Below are 21,236 nucleotides of genomic sequence, written 5' to 3'. Positions count from 1 at the left end.
ATATCGAAGCCGCCGGCATCGGCGAGATCGAAGTGTCGGAGGCCGGCTTTTCGTTGCGCCTGCACATGCAATCCGTTGTTGCCTCGACACCCCTGGCCGAAGCCCCGAAGGCCGAAACGGCCTTCAAGGGCGTGCGCGCGCCCGGCGTCGGCGTGTTCCGTCTCGATCACCCGACGACCGGTCGCCCGATCGCCGAACCTGGCCAGACGGTTCGCAAGGGCGAGACGGTCGGCGTCCTGCAGGTCGGCCAATGCCTGAAGGCAATCGTTGCGCCGGCAGACGGTGTGCTGGGTGCAGCGCTGATCGAGGACGGAGCGGTCGTCGGCTACGGCACGCCGCTCTACGGGCTGGTGTGAAGCAAGGCGATGGTTCGAACCACTGAGGAAAGCGCCATGGCGGCCCAAGGATTGCAGGTCGATATCAATTCCGACATGGGCGAGGGTTTTGGAGCCTACAGGCTCGGCGACGATGCGGCGATCCTCGACATCGTCAGTTCCGCCAATGTGGCCTGCGGCTTTCACGCCGGCGACCCCGAGATCATGGCGGCCACGTTCTCGATGGCGCGCGACAAGGGCGTTGCTGTTGGCGCGCATCCGAGCTTCGCCGATCTGTGGGGGTTCGGACGCCGCATCATTCCGCATTCCATGGATGAGATCGAAAGGCTGGTCGCCTACCAGATCGGCGCGGCGCAGGCGCTTTCCGCCTATGCCGGCCACCCGATCCGCTACGTCAAGGCGCATGGCGCGCTAGGCAATCTTACCCAGACCGATCGTGGCGTCGCCGAAGCGGTGACGCGCGCGGTCAAGGCCGTCGATCCCGGCCTGATCTGCCTGGCCATTGCGCTCGGCTTCCAGGACAGGATCGCGCGCGACGCGGGCCTGACGGTCAGGTCCGAAATCTTTGCCGACCGCGCCTATACGGAGGAAGGCTTTCTTGTCTCGCGCAAGCTGGAAGGCGCTGTCATCCACGACGCCGAGAAGGCGGCAGAACGGGTCGTGCGGATGGTCAAGCAAGGCGCCATCGAGACGCTTTCCGGGCAGATGCTGCAGACGCCGATCGATTCGATCTGCGTCCACAGCGACACGCCGGCAGCCGTCGCCATCGCCGCGCGCGTTCGGCGACGGCTGGAGGCGAGCGGCGTCAGGGTCAGAGCGTTCGCGGCCTGAGCACGGCCGCGTCCGTTTCAGAACCAGACGTCGCTGAGGCGATGCCCGCGTGGATAAGGGTCCGTCGGGTCGAGGCCATATTGGCCGATGCTGGTGATCCAGGCTTGTCCGGCGATGGTGACCACGACAGCGTCGCGATCGCCGAGGCGCGTATTGGCGATCACGCGGGAATCGAAATGGGTCCCGATGATCGATCTGTTACGGAACAGCTCGCCCTTGACGATCTGCCCCTTTGCCGACATCACCGCCAGCCGCCCGGTGGTGCCGGTGCCTGTCGGTGAGCGGTCGAGCCTGCCATGCAGGCACACCGTGCCGTTGACGCTTTCCACGCGCCCGTCGACGCGCTCGATCGGACCTTCGAAAATCACGTTGGACACGTCGCGGATCTTCGGGTTCTCCGGATGCACGACCTTGAGCTGTTCGTTGACCGCCTTCTTGATGCGTTGGCCCATCAGCGACATCTGGTGGGCCTCGTCGGGTGTTATGGAAAAGCCGAGTGCGCGCGCATTGACATGGGCGAAAGTCATGCCGCCATAGGAGGTGTCGACGGTGATCGTGCCGAGCCCTTCCACCTCGACATGCGTGTCGAGGTGGAGTGCAAAAGCCGGTACATTGGTGAACTCCACCTGCTTCACCTTGCCGTTCTCGCAGAGACAGCGCACCTCGATCATGCCGGCCGGCGCTTCCATGCGCAGCAATGTCTCAGGCTCCTTCATCGGCACCATGCCCGTCTCCAGCGCCACTGTGGCGACGCAGATGGTGTTTGAGCCGGACATGGGCGGGTATTCCGTGCTTTCAATTATGACGTAGCCGAGATCCGCCGAGGGATCGCAAGGCGGCAGGATGATGTTGCCGTTGACGTAGGGCGCACCGCGCGGCTCGAACAAGAGCAGCCCACGAATGTCGTCCATATGCGCTTCGAGATACTCCTTCTTTTCGAACATGGTCTTGCCCGGAACGTCCTTGACGCCTCCGGTGATCACATTGCCGACTTCGCCCTCGGCATGGCAGCCGACGACCGTGAATGTTTTCGTCCAGCGCATTTTTCTCCTCCTGTGATTGGTCTTGGCCCTGGCGATACCGATTCAGACCGCGTCGAGCCCCCGTTCGAGAAAACGATCGAGTTGTTCCATTTCCTGGTGCGATAGGACGATACCGTCGCGCTCCGACGTCTCGCGGGCTAGGAACCGCCTTTGCGAGGGCAGGCGCGCACCCTGGCCCAAGATCGCCTCGAACAGCGCTTCAGCACGGCCCAGCGGATTGCCGGGCCGGCCGGCGGCGAAGGCTTTCGGCGAGAAAGCGATGACCAACTCTCCGTGCGACGGATAAAGCGTCGTGGTGCCAAGCAGCTCGAGCGCCTCGGGGCTGGTCAGGTCGCCGATCATGATCCCGGCGAGCAGTTCGATCATCGTCGCGATGGCCGAGCCCTTGTGCCCGCCGAAGGGAAGCATGGCGCCCGCCAGGGCAGCTTCGGGGTCCGTCGTTGGCCTGCCGTCAGAATCCATGGCCCAGCCTTCCGGCAGCTTCTTGCCTGCCCGGCGGTGGAGCTCGATCTCGCCGCGCGCGGCAACCGAGGTCGCGAAGTCGAAAACGTAGGGAGGCTGCTCTTCTCGCGGCCAGCCAAAGGCAAAAGGATTGGTGCCCAGCAATGGTCCGTTGCCACCGGTCGGAGCGACGGTGGCATAGCTCGGGCACATGGCCAGGCCGGTCAGGCCTGCCTGTGTCAAAGCTTCGACCTCCACCGAAAGGGCGGAAAAATGCACCGCATCGTTGATCGCGAGTGCGGCAATGCCGCACGACCGTGCCCGCTCGATCAGCACCGGCAGACCCAATTCGAAGGCTGGGTTGGCGAAACCATGCTTCGCATCCACTTTGACGAGGGCGGGAGCGTCTTGAGGCAACAACTCGGGCACCGCGTGTGGGCTCACCTTTCCGGCCTTGATCGTCCGCAGGGCGCCTTCGATCCGGTAGATGCCATGCGACTTGCAGGCATCGCGTTCCGCCGCGACGATGACCCTTGTAATGGCGCTGGCCTGAATGGGGTTCAGTCCGGCCTTGCGGAAAATTGCATCGACGCGCTCATGCAGGGCATCGGTGGTGATCGTGGTGTTGGTCATTTCTGGCCTTCGGGCTTGGCTGCGCGCAAACGCTGCCTTTAAAAATCCAGACCACCGGCAAAGGCTCTTAGATCCTGTGCAAGCAAAGCGGGCTGCTCGAGGGCTGCGAAATGACCACCGCGCGGCATCGCTGTCCACTGGCGGATGTCCTTGAAGACGCGCTCGACCCAACTCCTTGGCGGCATCGGCAGCTCTTTGGGGAACAAAGCCACTGCAAGCGGGACGTTGATCGCCGTGCCGGGCGCGAATGCAAGCGGACGGGCGCGCGTTTCCCAATAGAGCCGCATCGACGAAGCGACGGTCCGGGTGAACCAGTAGAGCGAGATGTTGGCGAGCATGTCGTCGCGCGAAAAAGCGGCGTTGGCCAGATCGCCATCGCAATCGCTCCAGTCGCGGAACTTCTCGATCATCCAGGCCGCCAGTCCGACCGGCGAATCCGTCAGCCCGTAGGCAAGCGTTTGCGGGCGCGTCGCTTGAATATGAGCATAGGCGCCATGAAGATCCGCCCATCCGGCTTTCCGTTCCAGGAAGGCGCGTTCTTCCAAGCTCAGGTCGCCATCCGGGCCTGGATCGTGAGGAGGTGAGTATGAGCCGGGGACGAAGTTCAGATGCACGCCGGCGAGACTGCCTGGATGCGCGTGCGCCAGACAGGTCGACACGCTGGCGCCCAGATCCCCGCCCTGGGCGAGATATCGCTCATAGCCTAGACGGCTCATCAACTCGGCCCAAAGATCGGCGACGGTGAACAGGTTGAGGCCAGGCCTGGTCGGCCGGCTCGAAAAGCCATAGCCGGGAATCGACGGGGCCACGACGTTGAAGGCGTCCTCCAGTCTTCCGCCATGCGAAAGCGGATCGGTCAGAAGCGGGATCAGCCTGTGAAATTCGAAGACGCTGCCTGGCCAGCCATGGGTGAGTATGACCGTTCTGTTGGTCGCCACAGCGGCGCGCGCATGGATGAAATGGATGGTTTCGCCGCCGATATCCGTCTGGTAGTGCGGATGGATGTTCCAGGCGGCTTCCTGCTTGCGCCAGTCGAAGCCGGTGCGCCAGTGCTGCATAAGTCGGCGCAGTTCCTCGTGCTCCGTTCCCTGCGCCCAGCCTATCGCCTGCAACTGGTCCGGCTCGCGCCAGGTCGAGATGCGCTTCTTCAAATCGTCGATTTCAGACTGGGCAATCTCGATGGTGAAGGGGCGAATTTTCATGGAGTCCTCTGCTCGCCGGCCATAAGGTTTCGGGCGGCGATAAAGTCGTGACTTTGCTGCCGGTTCGCGCGAAGCGCTTCCGTCGACGCTTTTATCGAGACCGCTGAGAAACGCAGGCGCGCGCCGACCGGCGCTTGCGCCAGCCGCCAGAGGTCGGCTTCGATCACCGTAGCGATCTTCGGATAGCCGCCGCAAGTGTTGGCATCGGCAAGTTGGATGATCGGTTGGCCGGACGGCGGCACCTGGACTGTGCCTGGTACGATGCCGTGCGAGAGCAATTCGAGCGGTGAGAGGAGCGAAAGCGTCTCTCCAGCAAGGCGATATCCCATACGGTTGGCGTCGTCGGTGATGCGCCATTCGCTGCCGGTGAAAGCCGCCTGGGCCTCCGGCGTGAAGGCGTCGAACTCGGCGGCCGGCAGAACCCGCAATTCGATTGCCGAGGCCAAGGCGTCCGCCGCGCCTCGTCGCTCCTCCAGCGCTGCGCCGATGCCGCCCGCGGGAAGGCGGCATTGCGCAGGTTTGAGCGCAAGCCGGTCACCGCGCGACAGGCCGCGTCCAGCGAACCCGCCGAAACCGCCTTTCACATCCGTCGCGCGCGACCCCATGACGGGCGGCAGATCGATCCCGCCGGCAAAGGCGATGTAGGAACGAGCACCGGCGCGCGGCGCCTCGAGGACAAGGGTCTCGCCTGCGCGGATCGTCATGGCCCACCAGGGCGGGCAGGGCCGGTCGCCGATGCTGACGGCGCAATCAGCGCCGGTGATGGCGACGGCGGTGTCGATATGCGCGCGCAGCCGGAACGGATGAAGCGTGACCTCGATCCCGGCGGCCGAAGGATCATTGCCCAGCATGAGATTGGCGATCGCCAGTGCCTGCTTGTCCATGGCGCCGCCATGGCTGACCCCCAGCGCCAGATGACCGGGCCGGCCGAGATCCTGGACCGTGTTCGGCAGGCCGGTGGTGAGGATCTCGATCATGCCTCGATCCCTGCAATTGCGAAGCGAATCTTGTCTCCGGGCCTGAGCAGCACGGGCAATTCCGCTTCGGCCTTGAAGAGCTTCACGTCGGTATGGCCGATGATGTGCCAGCCGGACGGCGCGGTCATCGGCATGATACCCGCCTGCGCGCCACCAATGATGACGGCGCCCTCGGTAACTTTGAGGCGAGGCGTGCTGCGCCTTGCCCAGGCAAGCCGCGGGTCGAGACCGGACAGATAGGGAAAACCCGGCATGGCGCCGATGGCGGCGACGGTGTAGCGGGCCGCCGCGTGGCGCCTGACGGTCTCGTCGACAGACAGGCCGCAATGCGCGGCCCAGCCGGTGAGATCCTCGCCGCGCGCGCCGCCGTAGTGAACGGGAATCGTATGATGCGTGCCGGTCACCGGGTGGGCATCGGTGGCGGACCAGAGCGACATCAGTTGATCTCCGACGCTGTGGGCGTCTGTGGCGAGCGGGTCAAACACCACCAGCAGGTTGTTCATGCCGGGAACGGCCTCGCGCACCCCTTCGAGGCTCAGCGCGGCATTCGCTACCGCCCAGACCAGTTCCTGGGTGGCATCGTTGAAAGCCCCCTGCGTTCCATCGAGCAGCAGCGCGCCCGATCCCGCAAGGCTGATGTGGGGCGTACCGACAACCATGGGCGGTCAGTCCTTCACCGGCACCGTATAATTCAGGATCAGGCGACCGCCGTCCGGATAGATGGTCTGGCCGACAATGTATGAAGCGTCGTCGCTGGCCAGGAAGGAAGCGACGCTGGCAATCTCCGATGGCTCGCCACAGCGGCCGCTCGGCGTGCGCGACAGGATGGTCTGGCGCTGCGCTTCGCTGGCCATGACCGAGCTCTTGACCATGTCGGTCAGGATGGTGCCGGGGCCGATGGCATTGACGCGGATATTGTACGGGATCAGTCCGACGGCCATCACCGCGGTCAATTGCTTGATGCCGCCCTTGGACACGGCATAGGCGACGGAATTGGGGATGGCCAGAATGGCGTTGATCGAGGACATGTTGATGATCGAGCCGCCGCGTCCCTGTGCGATCATGGCTCTTGCCGCGGCCTGCCCGAGCAGGAAGGGCGCCTTGAGATTGACCCGCTGAACCAGGTCGAACGCCTCCTCGGGGAAGTCGACGAAATCGTCCAGATGGATGATGCCGGCATTGTTGATGAGGACGTCGACGCCGCCGAATCGCTCCGTGGCCTTGGCAACAATATCGGCTGCCATTTCCTGCGTGCATTCGGAGAGATCCGCCGATAGCCAGGCGGCACGCTCGCCCAGACGTTCGGCATGCTCGCGCCCGCGATCGGCCTGTATGTCGACAAGCACCACCTTGGCGCCATCGGCATGAAAGCGCTCGGCGCAGGCAAGGCCCAGGCCTCGTGCCGCCCCGGTGACGATCACGACTTTTCCTGCGTGCTTCACAACCCAATCCCTTTTTCACAATTGCGCATTTATGGATATGTTATCCAATCTATCTTGAACTTCGACGCCATTGCAAGCCCCGGATAAGTGGATCTGTTGGGTCGGTTCCGCAGCCGTTTGCCGTTTCTAAGCCGCTTTTGGCTTTTTTCTGCCAACCATCTTAAGCCGGTTGACTCCACTGAATTAATTGTGATTGGATACTATATTCATAAAGCGACGACGGCGAGGAGTGTAGGCGATGGCGGATGGATCTCAGGAAAGCGAACTGATCGACGCGTTCCGCGCCCTTGCGACGCCGTTGATCAGTGACAATCTCGCTCGTGTCCCCGGGGCTGTCGGGTTACGGCCGTTTCATCGGGTGAGCGGCGTCATGGCGGGGAGGGCGCTGACGGTCAGGACCCGCCCCGGCGACAACCAGTTCATCCATCGTGCGCTCGATCTGCTACAGCCCGGCGACGTCATTGTCGTGGACGGCGGTGGCTATGAGGGGCGCGCGCTGGTCGGCGAAATCATGACAAGTGTCGCGGCTTCGCGTGGCGCCGCAGGCATTGTCATCGACGGCGCCATTCGCGATGCCGGTGCCATCGGCCGCAATCCGTTCCCATGTTTCGCGCGGTCGGCCATCCATCTCGGACCTTACAAGGATGGTCCGGGAGCCATAAATGTTCCCGTCTGCATAGGCGGCATGGTCGTCGGTCCTGGCGACATCGTCGTCGGCGACGAGGATGGCGTCGTGGCATTTCCAATCGACGGTGCCGCGGCCTTGCTGGCGGCCGTCCGGTCGCAGGAAGCCCGCGAGGCCGAGATCATGCAGAGCATCCAGGAGAACCGTTATCAGGGAGCCTATGCCCGGGCTTCAAGCGGCAGTCACTGATCTGCCGGGTCAGTCCTTGCCGGTGACAATCGTGTGGCCGGCTGGCGATCTTGCTCAACATAACCGCTCCGCAGCTAACCGAGGGCGAAACAATGCATTTCGGGCACGCCGCCTGGATGCACCAACAGGGGAAAATGGAGAGAATTGATGGTTGTTTCCTTCAAGAGGCTAACTTGCGCCACCGCCCTTGCCGGGCTGGCTCTGACCACGATGGCCGCGGCTGCCGACATCAAGATCGGCATCGTGGCCCCCATGACTGGCCAACTGGCCAGTGAAGGGCAGGATATGGAGAACGCCGTGAAGATGGCGATCGATGCCGTCAACGCCAAGGGCGGCGTCAACGGCGACAAGATCACTACCACCACCGCCGACGACGCCTGCGATCCGCAACAGGCGGTGACCGCAGGCAGCAAGCTTGTCTCGGAAGGCGTGACCGCCATCGTCGGCGGCTACTGCTCGGGCGCCGTCTTGCCGACATTGAAGATCTATGGTGACGCCGGCATTCCGTTCGTCATCATCGGAGCGAACTCGACCAAGCTGGTCGCCGCCAATCAGGGCAATGCCTTCCTCGCCAATTCGACCGGCGACATGCAGGCGACGACAGCCGTCGAACTCTTCAAGAAGAATGGCTACAAGAAGTTCGCGTTCGTGGACGAAGGCGATGCCTATTCATCCGACCTAGCCAAGTTGACCGCCGAAGCTTTCAAGAGCGCTGGCGGCGAAATTGCCGCCAAGGAGACCACCACGGCCGGCGAGCAGGACTATTCGGCGGTCGTCACCAAGATCAAGTCGAGCGGCGCCGATGCTGTCTTCTGGACCGCCTACCATGCCGGTGGCGCTCTGCTCACCAAGCAACTCCGGCAGGCCGGGTTCCAGGGCGGCATCGTGCTGGGCGACGGCAACAATTCACCGGAATATCTGGAGATCGCCGGGTCGGCCGGTGAGGGCGTGTACCTGTTGTCTCCGCCGACTGTCGACCTCTTGTCCGGCGCCGCCGACTTCAAGGCCAAGTACAAGGAAACCTATGGCCGCGACGCCGGCGCCTATGCGGCGCTCTCCCACGATGTGGGCGACCTGATCGTCGATGCGATCACGCGGGCCAAGTCGGCGGATCAGAAGGCGATCATCGAGGCGCTCAAGGCCAGCGATTTCAAGGGCCTCGCCGGTGAAATCAAGTTCACCGACAAGAACACGCTCCAGACCTCGAACTTCCGCCCGGTGATTGCAAAGGGCGGCAAGTGGGTGGCTGTCGAATAAAGGCCAACCGGATTGATGCCGAGGCAGGCCTTGTGGCGGCCTCGGCGTCACCGCCGATTGTCTGGTGCGCCGACGCTGCGCCCAGACAAGACTTTTTCAATTCTGCCCTGGAGCATCAATGACGCTCGACCTGCTTATTCAGCAACTGGTGAACGGTCTTATCGTCGGCTCGTTCTATGCCCTGATCGCGCTTGGCTACAGCATGGTCTTCGGCGTCATCAAGCTCCTGAATTTCGCCCATGGCGACATCTACATGAACGGCGCCTTCGTCGGCCTCATCGTGTTCTCCTTTGTCGGCATATGGGTCGGCAATGGCTGGCTGGGCGTGGTCTGCGCCCTGCTTGTGTCGATGCTGGCTGTCGGCTTGCTCGGCGTCATCATCGAACGCTTCGCCTATCGGCCGATGCGCAATGCGCCGCGCCTCTCCATCCTCATCACGGCGCTTGGTGCCTCGATGGTGTTGAACGGCACGGCACTCGCCCTGACCGGCGGGCGGCATTACGCCTTCAACACCGACCTCGGTTTTGCCGGTGTCGACATTTCCACCGTTCATATCACCTACACGCAGATGGTTCTGGTGGCCGCCTCCATTGCTCTTATGGCAGGCATGCAGGCCTTTGTCTCCCGCACCATGTACGGCAAGGCGATGCGCGCCGTGTCCATCGACATGGGGGCGAGCCGCCTGATGGGCATCGATGTCGACCGGGTGATCGCCTTGACGTTTTTCATGGGCTCGGCGCTCGCTGCCGGCGGTGGGGTCATGGCCGGCGCCTATTATGGCAGTGTCCATTTTTTCATGGGCTTCATCATGGGGCTCAAGGCCTTCACCGCCGCTGTCATAGGCGGGATCGGCAGCGTGCCGGGCGCCATGCTCGGCGGCTTGCTGCTCGGCCTGCTCGAGGCTTTCGGTTCGTCCTTGCCCTTCGTCGGATCGGAGTGGCGTGACGTCTTCGTTTTCGGGACCCTGATCCTGTTCCTTGTGTTCAAGCCGACCGGCCTTCTTGGACGCTCTGTCGTGGAGCGGGTGTGATGATCGACGAAGTGAGAACCATGCCGGCAGCCGTGCAACCGCAATTGATGCGCTGGTCCGTCGTGCTGCCCGGCCTGGCGGCACTCGCCGTCGCGCTGGTGTTGCCGCAATTCGCCAACGGCTATGTGACCGAGGTGGCGACCACGGCGCTGCTCTATGTCGTTTTGTGCCTCGGCCTCAACATTGTCGTTGGCTATGCCGGCCTGCTCGACCTCGGCTACGCCGCCTTCTTCGCAGTCGGCGCGTACACGTCAGGCATCCTGACCGCCGAATTCGGGTTCAATTTCTGGCTCACCATCCCGGTCGCCATGGCGGCAGCCTGCGTGGCTGGCATCATCATCGGGGCTCCGACATTGAGATTGCGCAGCGACTATCTGGCGATCGTGACGCTGGGCTTCGGCGAAATCGTGCGCATCATCGCCCGCAACCTCGACATCACCGGTGGCGCGAGCGGACTCATCGGCATCGAGCGCCCGGAGATATTCGGCTTCAGGTTGATGCAGGTGCAGCACTTCTACTATGCGTTCCTGGTGCTTGCGCTGCTCACCGCCTTCGTCTGTCTGAGCGTCGAGCGATCGCGAATGGGACGAGCCTGGTTCTACGTTCGCTACGATGAGGACGCCGCCGCTGGCATCGGCATCAACCGTGTCACGGCCAAGCTGCAAGCCTATATGATGGGCGCGGTGATCGCTTCGGTGGCCGGATGCCTCTACGCGGCCAAGATGACGGCCATCTCGCCGGAGAGTTTCACCTTCAACCAGTCGCTGCTCATCCTTCTCGGCGTCGTCCTGGGCGGCATGGGCCGCATTCCCGGCGTCGTCCTTGGTGCTGTTCTGGTGGCCCTGCTTCCCGAAGTGCTGCGCGGAGCAGGCACCTATCGTCCCCTGGTGACCGCGATTGCGCTGCTGGCAATCATGCTCTTCAGGCCGAACGGGCTGTGGCCGGACAAGCGAGTTTGACCATGGCGCTGCTGGAAGTCCGCGATCTGCGCCTCAGTTTCGGAGGACTGAAAGTCCTTCACGACATTTCGTTCTCAGTTGAGAAAGGCGCCATCAACAGTCTTATCGGGCCGAACGGGGCCGGCAAGACATCACTCTTCAATTGCCTGACCGGCTTCTACAAGCCGAAGGGCGGCTCGATCAGTCTGGGCGGCCGGCCAATCACCGGCTTGCCGCCGCATCGCATCACCGCGCTCGGCCTCGCCCGCACATTCCAGAACATCCGGCTGTTCAAGGAAATGACCGTTCTGGAAAACGCCATGTCCGGCCAGCATTGCCGCAGCCGCCACGGCATCATGTCGGCGATCCTGCACTTGCCGGCACAGCGGCGCGAGGAGGAGACGATCCGCGCGGCTGGCATGCGCTGGCTCGATTTTGTCGGTATCGAGCAGCATGCGCATCGCCGCGCCGGCGGTCTCTCTTATGGCGATCAACGGCGGCTCGAACTCGCAAGAGCCCTGGCGTCGGCACCCGAACTCATCCTGCTGGACGAGCCTGCCGCCGGCCTGAACGAGCGCGAGAAGCTGGACCTTGTGCACCTGATCCGCCGCATCCGCGACGAAACCGGCGTCACGGTCCTGCTGATCGAGCATGATATGGGCCTGGTCATGCAGGTGTCGGAGAAGATCGTGGTGTTCGACTATGGGCAGAAGATCGCCGACGGACGGCCGGAGGCCGTGCGAACAGACCCCAGGGTCATCGAAGCCTATCTCGGTACGGAGGAATGATGGACGCCGAAATCGTTCTTTCCGCGGACCGCATCGTCGCGCGCTATGACGGCATCGAAGCCCTTCATGGTGTCAGCCTTTCGGTCAAACGCGGCCAGATCGTCGCCCTGCTTGGCGCGAATGGTGCGGGCAAGAGCACCACGCTGCGCACGCTGTCCGGCCTCGTTGCCGCATCCTCCGGATGTGTCCGCTTCCTGGGCGAGGATATAACCAAAGTCCCTGCCCATCGCCTGCCGCATCGCGGGCTCGTCCACGTTCCGGAGGGAAGGCGTATTTTCGGCGACATGACGATCAAGGAGAACCTTGACCTGGGCTCTTTCACGCTTGCCGACGACGCCGAGCGCCGCCGGCGGCTGGATCATGTTTTCGAGCTCTTCCCCATCCTGGCGCGCAGACAGAATGGCGATGCAAGGAACCTCTCGGGAGGCGAGCAACAGATGCTGGCGATCGGCAGGGCCCTCATGGCCGCGCCCAAGGTGCTGTTGCTCGACGAGCCTTCCATGGGTCTGGCGCCGCAACTGATCAAGGAAGTCATGAACATCGTGCAGCGCCTCAATCGTGAAGGCGTGACCATCCTGCTTGTGGAGCAGAATAGCAAAGTCGCCTTGAAATTCGCCGACTATGGCTATGTGCTCAAGGCTGGGCGCGTTGTGCTTGAGGGACCAGGCAGTGATCTTGCGAGCAACGAAGCGGTCATCAGCGCCTATTTAGGTGGCGTCGCTGCTTAGCTGGCAAAGCTGCCAACTCCCGGATTTTTACAAAATGAGGCCGCCACTCCAGTCCAGCCCCTAACATATTGATTTGTGCAGGAAGCACTGACCCTCAGAGACAGACTACGCTGGCTTAAGATGACTGTGCCTCTAGACGGACGGCGGCGACAGGATGAAAAGCGCTTGCGCCTGCTTGGTGGCGGAACTGTTGCGGAAGGTGTGGAGGCGTCTTGGGTCGAAGGTCGTGGCGTCGCCTTCGAGCAGGACGACCTCAATTGATGACGCAGGCTGAGCGTAAAGGAATGGATCGCGGCCTGTGAGAGCAAGACGAGCGTCGAGTTCCAGGAACATCCGTCGTTGATTTGCGTTTGCTCTCCGAGGTTAGACGTTTTCAAACCGAAGGAGAACGGTGTCATGGACTGGAACCGCGTGGAAGGAAACTGGAAACAGGTGAAAGGCAAGGTCAAGGAGCAGTGGGGTAAACTCACGGATGACGACCTTGACCGCATCGCCGGCAAGCGCGATCAACTCGAAGGCAAGATCCAGGAGCGTTACGGCCTCGAAAAGGACCGTGTGCGGCGCGATATCGATGACTGGTACGGTCGACAGGGCTGGTAAGCGCGTGAGCCCCGGGCCGCGGCCAATTCCAAGACGCGGCCCAACAGTCCGGCAGGTCCGGCTCATGCAGATGCCGAGCCTTATCGTCAGTTGAATTTTGCAGCAAGGATTTCGTACTGTGTCAGAAGATATCTCTCGCAAGCAAGAGCAACGGGGGACAAGAAGGATCGTCATGTGGGCGATCGCAGTTACCGCTGTGATTTTCCTTGTTCTGCTGGCTACATTCGTGTTCGGCCCGCTGGTATGATTTTCATCGCCGATGATTGAGTTGTTTCCAGCGAGATCCGGGGATGATCGGGCGTTTGAGGGCGCTTGCAGCGGCCACCGGGCCGCGTCTTGCGACTGCGGCAGCAGGCGCGGATGAGCCGACAACCCGTCAAGTTGATGCCATCCGCGCTGCCCTGGGTGGCAGGCGTATTCGCGGCAATCGCCATTGTTCCGGTAGTTTGCGCCATCAACTTGGTCCGCGGCGACAATCTCCGGGAAACCACCATTGCACAGGCCATCGGGGGCGACCCTGACCGGGCCGTCCCGGCAATGATCCGCAACGGCTGTGGCGGATGTCACGAAATCCCGGGAGTGCCCGGCGCCCGTGGCACCGTCGGTCCGTCCCTGCAAGGCGTCGTCGAAAGAGGGATATACCGGGCCGTCGCGAGCCACCCCGGATGCGATGATGCGCTGGATCAGCAGGGCGCGGTACGTTGACCCGAAGACGGCCATGCCCAATACAAATCTGTCGCCTCAAGAGGCGCGCGACATTACCGCCTATCTCTACGCGCGAACATGAGGCGCGCTGAAGTCGCCCCACGGCGCAGGCGTCTTGCCAGCAAAAGCAGCAGGCCAAGCATCAACACGGCGGCGCCCGCTACAAGTGATTGAGCCGCCAGAATCATGATCGTCTGGCTGGTTGTCGTTCCTGCCCGCATCTGGCGTACATCGGCCGCGGTGACGCTGAGGTCGGGATTTCCGAACCGCACGGTGACGTAATTTGCAAGAGCTGCCACCTGGCCATCATCCAGCCAGCCGCCGAAGGCCGCCATCGATTGACGCCCGGCCACGTCACCAGCTTTGACGCCTTCAAGGATGGTCATGACGACATCCTCGGGCGTGGCCGCGCCGGGGGTGCTGTTACGGGTCAAGGACGGATAGGATCCGTCTGATGATCCGCCTCCGTTCGCCCCATGGCACGTCGAACAGAGCGATCGATAGAGATCATCGCCGGTTGCGGTTCCGCTGCCTTGCGTCATCCCTTCGGTTCCAGCAATGTCGTCGGCCGCGGCCGCGGCCGCGTTACCCCATGAGAAACGCGGCTGCTTCTCGTCTCCCGGTTGGGCGGGCACGTCCCTGAGATAGGCGACAATAGCCTGGATGTCGTCGTCGGAAAGATGCTGCAGGCTGTTCATGACCGTTTCCGCCATCGGCCCGCCCGCGTAGGCCTTCCCGGGCACGGCGCCGGTTTTGAGGAATCGAGACAGCTCTTCGTTGCTCCAGCCGCCGACGCCTGCGATCTTGTCGCTGGTGATGTTGAAGGCGTGCCAGATGCCGGCGGTGCCGCCGGCAAGCTTGTGGTCTTCATCCATGCCGAACGTCGCATTCCTTGGCGTGTGGCAGGCACCGCAGTGGCCGAGCACCTCGACAAGGTAGGCTCCCCTGTTCCATGCGGCGGTCCGGCTCCGGTCAGGCGTGAAACTGCCGCTTTGGAGGTTCGCGAGCTTCCACAGCGCAACCGTCCAGCGCTGGTTGAATGGAAAAGGCAGAATGTTTCGCGGCCGCGGCTGGGAAATCGGCGGCTGCGCAAGGAGATAGGCCCGGATCGCAAGCACGTCCTCGCGGCTCATTGCGGCGAAGCTGTCATAGGGCATGGCGGGGTAGAGATCGGCTCCGTCGCGCCTGATACCTTTCTGGACGGCTCGCACGAACTCGTCCGCGGAATAGCGTCCGATGCCCGTTTCGAGATCTGGTGTGATGTTGGTCGAGTATACATCGCCGAAGGGCGTCGGCACGCGATAGCCTCCAGCGAAGGGGCGGCTCGGATTGGACGTGTGGCAGCCGATGCAGTCGGCCGCTCGCGTGAGATATTCACCCCTCTGGATTTCGCTCGCCCGCAGCTCGGTACAAACCGCCAACGATAACAAGACGAGTACGACCGACCGAGAAATGACGGCTGGAAATGGAATGCCCGTGGCAGGCCAAAGCGCGTACCGGCGGTGGATGGCCAATCTCCGCGTCTTTGGCGTCGTCACAATTCGCACCCGCTGAAGATCAGCCCTGCCACCACTTGCGCCAGCAAGATGAGCGTGAACAGCGCCCCGATGCCCACCGAAGTCCTGGCAAGGAACGCGCGCGTGCGCGCCTTCCGGGGCGGGATCGTACCATGTCCGCGGTCATGAACGGCGTGCCACGACAGCAGCGTGCCTGCCAGGGCGACAGCGGCGCCTATCAATGAGAACAAGGCAGTGGGACGAAAGCCGGCATGGCACTGCCAGGATGCAATGGAGTAATCGAGCTGCAGGGCTATTGCCCATGCAACTGGCCCGCTGACCAGGCCTGCCCAGGAAACGCCGGTACGGATCGCCTGCATCTCACATCCTCGGAGCCCAATAGATAACAAGATAGAGCACGACCCATGAGACGACGACGAAGTCCCAGTAGAACGCATTGTCCGAGACGTCGCTGAAGCGGCGGCCCGCCTTGCCTTTTTGCGTGAACATGAGAACCGCCAGGACGATCGTGTCGCCGACATCGGTAAGAAGATGCGTGGTATGCAGTCCAAGTAGGAACCACACGATCGATCCGTAAGCGTTCTGATCCCAGGAAATCCGCAGAGCCGGAAATTCCCAGATGCGAACGATCAGCGGAAGAATCCCGACGACCGACATGACGACCATGCCAAGGCGAACTTTCGCGAGGTCCTGGCGACGCGCCCAAAACTCGATCAGGTGGTTGGGCACGACGCTCGCAACCAGAATGATCAACACTGCCGTGCCCGGCAGCAAATCTGGCGCCGGCGCTCCGATGGGCCAATGCCGGGCCAGCACGGCCAAATAGAAGTAGGTGCCTATCGCCAAGGCAAAACCTGTTGCCTCGAGAGCAATGAAGGCAAGGGTTCCCCACCACATCGGGCTCGCCGACCCGAAATCATATGTGGGCAGGTGGCTGACGCCGGCGACGGGACGGTGCCTCATTCCTCGTCCTCCGGTTCGCCCTTCGGCCAGAACCAACAGATGAAGCCGATCGAAACCGGGATCGCTCCCCAGACCACCGCCCATGGCGTGTATATCGAACCGAGAAATGCACCGCCCACCGCAATGGCCGACAGAAGCGGCCAGATCGAGTTGTCAGCCGATGGCACCCTTAGTTGCGGCACCGCATCGGCGACCGTGCCGGCGAGCACCTCGCGTGCGTCGACACGCAGACCCTCGACCACGGGAAGCGTATCGGGCTCGGCCCAAAGCGGTTCGCGGTGAGTTACCACGGGCAGCCGCGAAAAATCGTAGGAGGGCGGCGGCGACGTCGTCGCCCATTCGAGCGTGCTCGCGCCCCAGGGATTGTCTCCGGCAATGCTGCCGTTGCGAAGGCTGAGCAGGAGGTTCAGGAAGAAAAGCGCAAAGCCGGCGAACACCACCAGTGAAGAGAGGCTGATGAAGAGGTTCATCTCGCCCCAGCCGCTCGCCGGCGGATACGTATAAACGCGGCGCGGCATGCCTTGCAGACCGAGAATATGCATGGGGAAGAAGGTGAGATTGAACCCGAGGAAGACGAGCCAGAAATTCCAGCGGCCGAGCCTCTCAGACAGCATGCGTCCGGTGATCTTGGGAAACCAGTAGTAAACGGCGCCTAGCAGGGGGAAGACGGCGCCCCCGACCAGCACATAGTGGAAATGGGCAACCACGAAATAGGTGTCGTGTACCTGCAGGTCGAGCGGCACCGAGGCGACCATGACCCCGGTCAGGCCGCCGATCACAAAGGTGAAGATGAAGCCGAGCACGAAAAGCATGGGCGTGGCGAAGATCGGCCGGCCGCCCCAGATCGTCGCAATCCAGCAGAAGATCTGAATGCCGCTCGGAATGGCGATCATCATCGAGGAAGCGGTAAAGAAGCTTTCGCCGAGCTGCGGCAGGCCGGTAGCGAACATGTGGTGCACCCACAGGCCGAAGGAAAGAAAACCGATCGCGATCAACGACAGGACGATCCCGAGATAGCCAAAGATCGGGCGGCGAACGAAGGTCGGCAGGATCGCGGAGACGAAGCCGGTCGCCGGAACGAAGATGATGTAGACCTCGGGATGGCCGAAGAACCAGAATAGATGCTGCCACAGCAGTGCATCGCCGCCTGCAGCGGGATCGAAGAATTTCGTGCCGACCAGGCGGTCCAGGATCAGCATTGTGCTCGAGACCATCACGGCCGGCATGGCGAACAGGATGACGAAAGCCGTGACGAGGACGGACCAGACATAGAGCGGGATGCGGTCAAGCGACATGCCGGGAGCACGTTGTTTGAACACTGTCGCGATGATCTCGACCGCTACCGCGAGCGCGGACACTTCAGTGTAGGTCACCATCTGCGCCCAAAAATCGGGGCGCTTGCCGATGCCATATTCGGGTCCGGCGAGCGGTACGTAGGAAAACCAGCCGGCATCCGCACCGGTTTCGAAGGCGAAGGCGATCCAGATCATCAGCCCGCCGGAAAGATAGACCCAGTAGCTGAATGCATTGAGCCGCGGAAAGGCGACATTGCGAGTGCCGATCATCAGCGGCACCAGGTAAATGGCGAAAGCTTCCATCACCGGTACGGCGAACAGAAACATCATCGTCGTGCCATGCATGGTGAACAGCTGGTTGTAGAGATCGGGGCCGATGTGGCCGGCCTCCGGCTGGGCAAGCTGGAAACGCATGGCGAGCGCTGATAGACCCGCAAGGGCGAGAAACAGGAAAGCCGTCACGATATAGCGCCGTCCGATCAGCTTGTGATCGACCGTGACCAGCCAGCCGTAGAAGCCTTTCGGCGTTCGCCAGGCATGCGCCAGAAAGGCGCGCAGTCTCACCTCTTCGAGGCCGGTGTCACGGATGCCTTTCAGGCCCTCCTGGGTATGCTCGGCCGGCTTTCCCCCAATGCCGCTCATTCGAGGCTTCCGAGATAGGCGACGACCGCGTTGAGATCGTCGGCGCTAAGGGCAATGCGCGGCATCTTGGCGCCGGGCTTTATCGACTGTGGATCGGCAATCCAGGCGGCGAGCGCGCCAGGGGTCATGGCCAGCGTATCCGCGGCCAGTGCACGTCGGCTGGCGAGATGCGTAAGATCAGGACCGACCGTTCCGCTGGCAGGCGTGCCTCTTATCGTATGGCAGAGCGCACAGCCGGTGGAAAGAAATGCCTGTTGGCCGCGGCGTTCTTCCTCGCCGCCAGGCGCGGATGCGACGGCGTTTTGCCTGGATTGCCATGCGTCGAACGCTTCGCGGCTTTCCGCGATGACGGTGATGGCCATATGGGCGTGCTGATAGCCGCAGAATTCGGCACACTGGCCACGATAGATGCCGGGCTTATCGGCGATGAGGGTAAGCTGGCTTGGCCGGCCCGGAATGAGATCGCGCTTACCGGCAAGGTTCGGCACCCAGAAGCTATGAATAACATCGAGCGAATCGAGTTCGACCTTGACCGGTTCGCCAACCGGGACATGGATTTCATTTGCCGTGACGATCGATTGCGAGGGATCATTACCGGCATACCGGACCTCCCACCACCATTGGTGCCCCGTGATCCGCACGGCAAGCGTTTCCGTTCCGCTCAGCGAAGCAATGGATTTGCCGGCGAAAAAACTCGCTATCGTCATCATGACGAGCACCAGAACGGTCAACGCAACGGCGCTGCCGACAGCGCGGGTAAATCGGCGCTCCTGATGTGAATCGATCTCAAGCGGCGAGCGCGTTGTCTCGGAGAGGCGGCGACGCAAAAGCGCTGCCGCCAAGACCAGCATGACAAGCAGCCACGTGGCCGCCGCGACTGCGCTGAAAGACCAGATCAGATCAAGGATTCTCCGGGCGTTCGCACCGTGTGCATGGAGGGCCGATTGCCGATCGCCGCATCCTGCCAATACCAACATCGACGCTGCGCTGACCCACCTCAAACGCGGTTGCGCAGCCTTTCCCGCAACAATGCCAGTCAGGATTTGCGTTGGACATGTAAAGGCAAGCGACATTTGCGGTCATGTCCGCCTGCGAGAGCGGGCCAACGGACTCATGCACCTCGCCATGAAGGATCCACCATCGTTGCCAAGGCCATAACGCAGCTGGCTGAAAAAGGATGCTTGGCAACACCGCCCGGTGAAAACCGACGTGAAGCGGTGCGGGTTAGACGATGCGCAACTCCTGGGGAGCCTGATGCCGCCGACTGCTCGTTTGAATCCAGAAAGCAACCAAGAGCAGTGCGGCTCCGCCATAGATCAGGCCAGCGGGAATCCACATGATCAAGCCTGCAAGTTGCTGGTCCTCGAGCGGGCTGAGCCCCCACAGATCCGAGCCGACGGCATTAGCCGGATACCACAGCTTTGGCGAGACGACGAGCAAAACCCCGAGCAGCCCGGTGTGGAGCGAGGTGAAGAAGAGATGCATCACCGCATTGCCGCAAGCGTGCTCGCGGCCAGGGCGAGGCAGCAGCACCCACCAGAACAATAGCCCGGTACCGAGGAAGCTCGCATGCTGGGCATAGTGCAGGAAACCCTGCTGGAGGGCAGCCTCGAACAGCGCCGGGACATGCCAGATCCATATCGCGGCTCCGTGCAGGACGGTCGCGACCACAGGGCGGCTGATGAACGCCCAGATCGCCCGAAGCGTATTTGCATGTCCGGCCGCTCCGAATATCTGGCGCAGCTGTACCGGCAGTGCCCACATCATCGCCGCTGTCGGGCGGGAGGCAACCAGCAGAGGCGCTGCGACCGCCATCAGCAATTCATGCTCGATCATGTGCGCCGCAAACACATGTTCGCCCAACGCATGGATCGGGCTTACAAGGGCGAACGCCAGGACGGCCCAGCCGGCAGCAAACTGGAAGGCCTGCCGTGATCGCAAGCGGCGTCCGCGTCCGCTCCGTCGCCACAGTCGGCTGGCGCCCGCTGTATAGAGCGACACGACTGCCAGGAGCGGCAATGTGATGGGAAGCGCCAGTGTCCAACCGGCTTGCGGGGCGCCGTTGCCATAGCAGATCGAGGTCGAAAAGAGCGCGTCGAAGCTCATGATCCGCATCCGTCAGCCGGAAGAGCACCGGAGCTCCGGTTCATCTGGAAAGATCCAGATTGGAGCCACTGAGGCGCTGTTCTCACCTCCGTGCCTCTAGGCGTCCATCATCGATTTCGCCGGCTCCCGGGCGATGTTTTCTTCTATGCGTTCGTGTCCCGGTGTCCGCGGCAGGGCCTGGCGGAAGTTCTTGGCGTAATCTGCCGGCATTTTGGGCGGCATCAGCGGCTCATACGCATCTACCAGCGCTTCGATCACGACAGGGCCTTCCGTGGCGAAAGCCTGGTCGAGAACCGTCTCGATCTGATCGGCCCGCTCGATGCGAAAACCCTTTGCGCCCATTGCTTCCGCCGCCATGGCAAAATCGATCGGCTGCAATTCGCAACCGAATTGCGGATTCCCCAGAAACATCATCTGCTCCCAGGCGATCTGATTGAGCATGTTGTTCTTGATCACCAGAACCTTCAGCGGGATCTTGTAGCGCACCGCCGTCGAGAATTCGCCGAGCTGCATGGCAAAGCCGCCATCGCCGACGATGGCGGCAATCGGTCGACCGGGAAACGCGATGCCGGCAGCGATGGCGTAGGCGAGACCGCAAGCCATCGATGCCAGCGATCCGGACACCCCAAATGCCTGGCCGCTGCGAAGATCGACATGGCGGGCGGCCAGTTCCGTGTTCTGACCGGAATCCGTGGCCAGCACCGTGTCGTCGGCCAACCGTTGTCCGAACGCCCGGGCAATCGCCTGTGGCTTCAAGGGTTGCGCCTGCATGTCTTCCGACTGCCGCATCATCTCGCGCCATTTCCTCATGGTCTCCTGGGAACGGTGCAGGAACTCATCGGAGGGCTTCTGCGTCAGACGTTGGTTCAGCGCGCGCAATGTCTCGGCC

Annotated in this window: 24 protein-coding genes; 10 read left to right on the top strand and 14 right to left on the bottom strand. The window is 62.4% G+C overall.

Translation table 11 applies throughout. The features are described 5' to 3' along the window. Positions 1 to 2: 2 nt before the first annotated feature. Positions 3 to 356 carry an acetyl-CoA carboxylase biotin carboxyl carrier protein gene (locus EN939_RS01625; protein WP_127266700.1) on the top strand — a complete coding sequence of 118 codons (354 nt, stop codon included), beginning with the start codon at positions 3 to 5 and terminating at the stop codon, positions 354 to 356. Between the two features lie 36 nt (positions 357 to 392). Then, positions 393 to 1,166 (top strand): LamB/YcsF family protein, encoded by a 774-nt coding sequence (locus EN939_RS01620; protein WP_127266699.1) that lies wholly within the window; start codon positions 393 to 395, stop codon positions 1,164 to 1,166. A gap of 17 nt (positions 1,167 to 1,183) precedes the next feature. On the opposite strand, the gene EN939_RS01615 is transcribed toward EN939_RS01620, so the two are convergent. Genes EN939_RS01615 through EN939_RS01590 form a run of 6 tightly spaced genes read right to left on the bottom strand, consistent with a single transcriptional unit; the run spans position 1,184 to position 6,904 of the window. Then, on the bottom strand, positions 1,184 to 2,209 hold the full coding sequence (locus EN939_RS01615; protein WP_127266698.1) for a proline racemase family protein: 1,026 nt from the start codon (positions 2,207 to 2,209) through the stop codon (positions 1,184 to 1,186). Between the two features lie 42 nt (positions 2,210 to 2,251). Further along, positions 2,252 to 3,283, bottom strand: coding sequence for an Ldh family oxidoreductase (locus EN939_RS01610; protein WP_127266704.1), 1,032 nt, complete (start codon positions 3,281 to 3,283; stop codon positions 2,252 to 2,254). 38 nt (positions 3,284 to 3,321) lie between these two features. Further along, positions 3,322 to 4,485, bottom strand: a complete 1,164-nt coding sequence (locus EN939_RS01605; RefSeq protein ID WP_127266697.1) for an epoxide hydrolase family protein — start codon at positions 4,483 to 4,485, stop codon at positions 3,322 to 3,324. Next, complete coding sequence (locus EN939_RS01600) at positions 4,482 to 5,462, bottom strand: biotin-dependent carboxyltransferase family protein (RefSeq protein WP_127266696.1); 981 nt, start codon at positions 5,460 to 5,462, stop codon at positions 4,482 to 4,484. Before EN939_RS01600 ends, EN939_RS01605 begins: the two co-directional genes overlap by 4 nt. Continuing rightward, positions 5,459 to 6,121: a 5-oxoprolinase subunit PxpB gene (pxpB, locus tag EN939_RS01595; protein WP_127266695.1), complete on the bottom strand. Its 663-nt coding sequence runs from the start codon at positions 6,119 to 6,121 to the stop codon at positions 5,459 to 5,461. The genes EN939_RS01600 and pxpB overlap by 4 nt, the downstream gene beginning before the upstream one ends. 6 nt (positions 6,122 to 6,127) lie before the next feature. Further along, positions 6,128 to 6,904 (bottom strand): SDR family NAD(P)-dependent oxidoreductase, encoded by a 777-nt coding sequence (locus EN939_RS01590; RefSeq protein WP_164748820.1) that lies wholly within the window; start codon positions 6,902 to 6,904, stop codon positions 6,128 to 6,130. Between the two features lie 238 nt (positions 6,905 to 7,142). Between EN939_RS01590 and EN939_RS01585 the strand changes: the two genes are divergently transcribed. The 6 genes from EN939_RS01585 (at position 7,143) to EN939_RS01560 (ending at position 12,519) form a co-directional block, all read left to right on the top strand. Continuing rightward, complete coding sequence (locus EN939_RS01585) at positions 7,143 to 7,778, top strand: RraA family protein (RefSeq protein ID WP_127266694.1); 636 nt, start codon at positions 7,143 to 7,145, stop codon at positions 7,776 to 7,778. 147 nt (positions 7,779 to 7,925) lie between these two features. Then, positions 7,926 to 9,035, top strand: coding sequence for a branched-chain amino acid ABC transporter substrate-binding protein (locus EN939_RS01580; RefSeq protein WP_127266693.1), 1,110 nt, complete (start codon positions 7,926 to 7,928; stop codon positions 9,033 to 9,035). A gap of 118 nt (positions 9,036 to 9,153) precedes the next feature. Next, on the top strand, positions 9,154 to 10,065 hold the full coding sequence (locus EN939_RS01575) for a branched-chain amino acid ABC transporter permease (RefSeq protein WP_023809510.1): 912 nt from the start codon (positions 9,154 to 9,156) through the stop codon (positions 10,063 to 10,065). Next, complete coding sequence (locus tag EN939_RS01570; RefSeq protein WP_236382683.1) at positions 10,065 to 11,024, top strand: branched-chain amino acid ABC transporter permease; 960 nt, start codon at positions 10,065 to 10,067, stop codon at positions 11,022 to 11,024. Before EN939_RS01575 ends, EN939_RS01570 begins: the two co-directional genes overlap by 1 nt. Positions 11,025 to 11,026: 2 nt before the next feature. Next, on the top strand, positions 11,027 to 11,791 hold the full coding sequence (locus EN939_RS01565; protein ID WP_127266691.1) for an ABC transporter ATP-binding protein: 765 nt from the start codon (positions 11,027 to 11,029) through the stop codon (positions 11,789 to 11,791). Then, positions 11,791 to 12,519 carry an ABC transporter ATP-binding protein gene (locus EN939_RS01560; protein ID WP_127266690.1) on the top strand — a complete coding sequence of 243 codons (729 nt, stop codon included), beginning with the start codon at positions 11,791 to 11,793 and terminating at the stop codon, positions 12,517 to 12,519. The genes EN939_RS01565 and EN939_RS01560 overlap by 1 nt, the downstream gene beginning before the upstream one ends. Positions 12,520 to 12,651: 132 nt before the next feature. Here the strand turns inward: EN939_RS01560 and EN939_RS37855 are convergent, their stop codons facing one another. Next, a complete protein-coding gene (locus EN939_RS37855) occupies positions 12,652 to 12,852 on the bottom strand; it encodes a hypothetical protein (protein ID WP_127270601.1) in 201 nt (66 codons plus the stop codon). A 63-nt stretch (positions 12,853 to 12,915) separates the two neighbouring features. Between EN939_RS37855 and EN939_RS01555 the strand changes: the two genes are divergently transcribed. Together EN939_RS01555 and EN939_RS01550 are read left to right on the top strand one after the other, a co-directional pair. Beyond that, the gene (locus EN939_RS01555) at positions 12,916 to 13,119 is read left to right on the top strand and encodes a CsbD family protein (RefSeq protein ID WP_023809505.1); all 204 of its coding nucleotides are present in this window, start codon (positions 12,916 to 12,918) and stop codon (positions 13,117 to 13,119) included. 360 nt (positions 13,120 to 13,479) lie between these two features. Beyond that, the gene (locus tag EN939_RS01550) at positions 13,480 to 13,824 is read left to right on the top strand and encodes a hypothetical protein (protein ID WP_164748821.1); all 345 of its coding nucleotides are present in this window, start codon (positions 13,480 to 13,482) and stop codon (positions 13,822 to 13,824) included. A gap of 53 nt (positions 13,825 to 13,877) precedes the next feature. Here EN939_RS01550 and EN939_RS01545 read toward each other — a convergent pair whose 3' ends face one another. The 7 genes from EN939_RS01545 to EN939_RS01515 form a co-directional block, all read right to left on the bottom strand. Continuing rightward, positions 13,878 to 15,338: a cytochrome c gene (locus EN939_RS01545; RefSeq protein ID WP_164748822.1), complete on the bottom strand. Its 1,461-nt coding sequence runs from the start codon at positions 15,336 to 15,338 to the stop codon at positions 13,878 to 13,880. A gap of 20 nt (positions 15,339 to 15,358) precedes the next feature. Then, a complete protein-coding gene (locus EN939_RS01540; RefSeq protein WP_127266688.1) occupies positions 15,359 to 15,700 on the bottom strand; it encodes a hypothetical protein in 342 nt (113 codons plus the stop codon). 1 nt (position 15,701) lies between these two features. After that, positions 15,702 to 16,304, bottom strand: coding sequence for a cytochrome c oxidase subunit 3 (locus EN939_RS01535; protein WP_127266702.1), 603 nt, complete (start codon positions 16,302 to 16,304; stop codon positions 15,702 to 15,704). Beyond that, a complete protein-coding gene (gene ctaD, locus EN939_RS01530) occupies positions 16,301 to 18,241 on the bottom strand; it encodes a cytochrome c oxidase subunit I (protein WP_127266687.1) in 1,941 nt (646 codons plus the stop codon). Before ctaD ends, EN939_RS01535 begins: the two co-directional genes overlap by 4 nt. After that, on the bottom strand, positions 18,238 to 19,218 hold the full coding sequence (coxB, locus tag EN939_RS01525; RefSeq protein ID WP_164748824.1) for a cytochrome c oxidase subunit II: 981 nt from the start codon (positions 19,216 to 19,218) through the stop codon (positions 18,238 to 18,240). Before coxB ends, ctaD begins: the two co-directional genes overlap by 4 nt. Before the next feature lie 247 nt (positions 19,219 to 19,465). Beyond that, positions 19,466 to 20,347 carry a cytochrome c oxidase assembly protein gene (locus tag EN939_RS01520; protein WP_127266686.1) on the bottom strand — a complete coding sequence of 294 codons (882 nt, stop codon included), beginning with the start codon at positions 20,345 to 20,347 and terminating at the stop codon, positions 19,466 to 19,468. 96 nt (positions 20,348 to 20,443) lie between these two features. Then, positions 20,444 to 21,236: thiamine pyrophosphate-dependent enzyme (locus EN939_RS01515; RefSeq protein ID WP_245473044.1), on the bottom strand; the 793-nt coding region annotated here is incomplete at its 5' end.

This window comes from Mesorhizobium sp. M7A.F.Ca.CA.002.05.1.1 (assembly GCF_003998335.1).
Lineage (GTDB): Bacteria > Pseudomonadota > Alphaproteobacteria > Rhizobiales > Rhizobiaceae > Mesorhizobium.
This window is presented reverse-complemented; position numbering and strand designations above follow the sequence as displayed.

Coding starts and splice junctions, on each gene's coding strand:
- EN939_RS01555 (WP_023809505.1), top strand. CDS start 12,916: ATGGACTGGAACCGCGTGGAAGGAAACTGGAAACAGGTGAAAGGCAAG.
- EN939_RS01565 (WP_127266691.1), top strand. CDS start 11,027: ATGGCGCTGCTGGAAGTCCGCGATCTGCGCCTCAGTTTCGGAGGACTG.
- EN939_RS01610 (WP_127266704.1), bottom strand. CDS start 3,283: ATGACCAACACCACGATCACCACCGATGCCCTGCATGAGCGCGTCGAT.
- EN939_RS01560 (WP_127266690.1), top strand. CDS start 11,791: ATGGACGCCGAAATCGTTCTTTCCGCGGACCGCATCGTCGCGCGCTAT.
- EN939_RS01605 (WP_127266697.1), bottom strand. CDS start 4,485: ATGAAAATTCGCCCCTTCACCATCGAGATTGCCCAGTCTGAAATCGAC.
- pxpB (WP_127266695.1), bottom strand. CDS start 6,121: ATGGTTGTCGGTACGCCCCACATCAGCCTTGCGGGATCGGGCGCGCTG.
- EN939_RS01570 (WP_236382683.1), top strand. CDS start 10,065: ATGATCGACGAAGTGAGAACCATGCCGGCAGCCGTGCAACCGCAATTG.
- EN939_RS01600 (WP_127266696.1), bottom strand. CDS start 5,462: ATGATCGAGATCCTCACCACCGGCCTGCCGAACACGGTCCAGGATCTC.
- EN939_RS37855 (WP_127270601.1), bottom strand. CDS start 12,852: ATGTTCCTGGAACTCGACGCTCGTCTTGCTCTCACAGGCCGCGATCCA.
- EN939_RS01585 (WP_127266694.1), top strand. CDS start 7,143: ATGGCGGATGGATCTCAGGAAAGCGAACTGATCGACGCGTTCCGCGCC.
- coxB (WP_164748824.1), bottom strand. CDS start 19,218: ATGTTGGTATTGGCAGGATGCGGCGATCGGCAATCGGCCCTCCATGCA.
- EN939_RS01620 (WP_127266699.1), top strand. CDS start 393: ATGGCGGCCCAAGGATTGCAGGTCGATATCAATTCCGACATGGGCGAG.
- EN939_RS01575 (WP_023809510.1), top strand. CDS start 9,154: ATGACGCTCGACCTGCTTATTCAGCAACTGGTGAACGGTCTTATCGTC.
- EN939_RS01535 (WP_127266702.1), bottom strand. CDS start 16,304: ATGAGGCACCGTCCCGTCGCCGGCGTCAGCCACCTGCCCACATATGAT.
- EN939_RS01540 (WP_127266688.1), bottom strand. CDS start 15,700: ATGCAGGCGATCCGTACCGGCGTTTCCTGGGCAGGCCTGGTCAGCGGG.
- EN939_RS01520 (WP_127266686.1), bottom strand. CDS start 20,347: ATGAGCTTCGACGCGCTCTTTTCGACCTCGATCTGCTATGGCAACGGC.
- EN939_RS01580 (WP_127266693.1), top strand. CDS start 7,926: ATGGTTGTTTCCTTCAAGAGGCTAACTTGCGCCACCGCCCTTGCCGGG.
- EN939_RS01615 (WP_127266698.1), bottom strand. CDS start 2,209: ATGCGCTGGACGAAAACATTCACGGTCGTCGGCTGCCATGCCGAGGGC.
- ctaD (WP_127266687.1), bottom strand. CDS start 18,241: ATGAGCGGCATTGGGGGAAAGCCGGCCGAGCATACCCAGGAGGGCCTG.
- EN939_RS01550 (WP_164748821.1), top strand. CDS start 13,480: ATGAGCCGACAACCCGTCAAGTTGATGCCATCCGCGCTGCCCTGGGTG.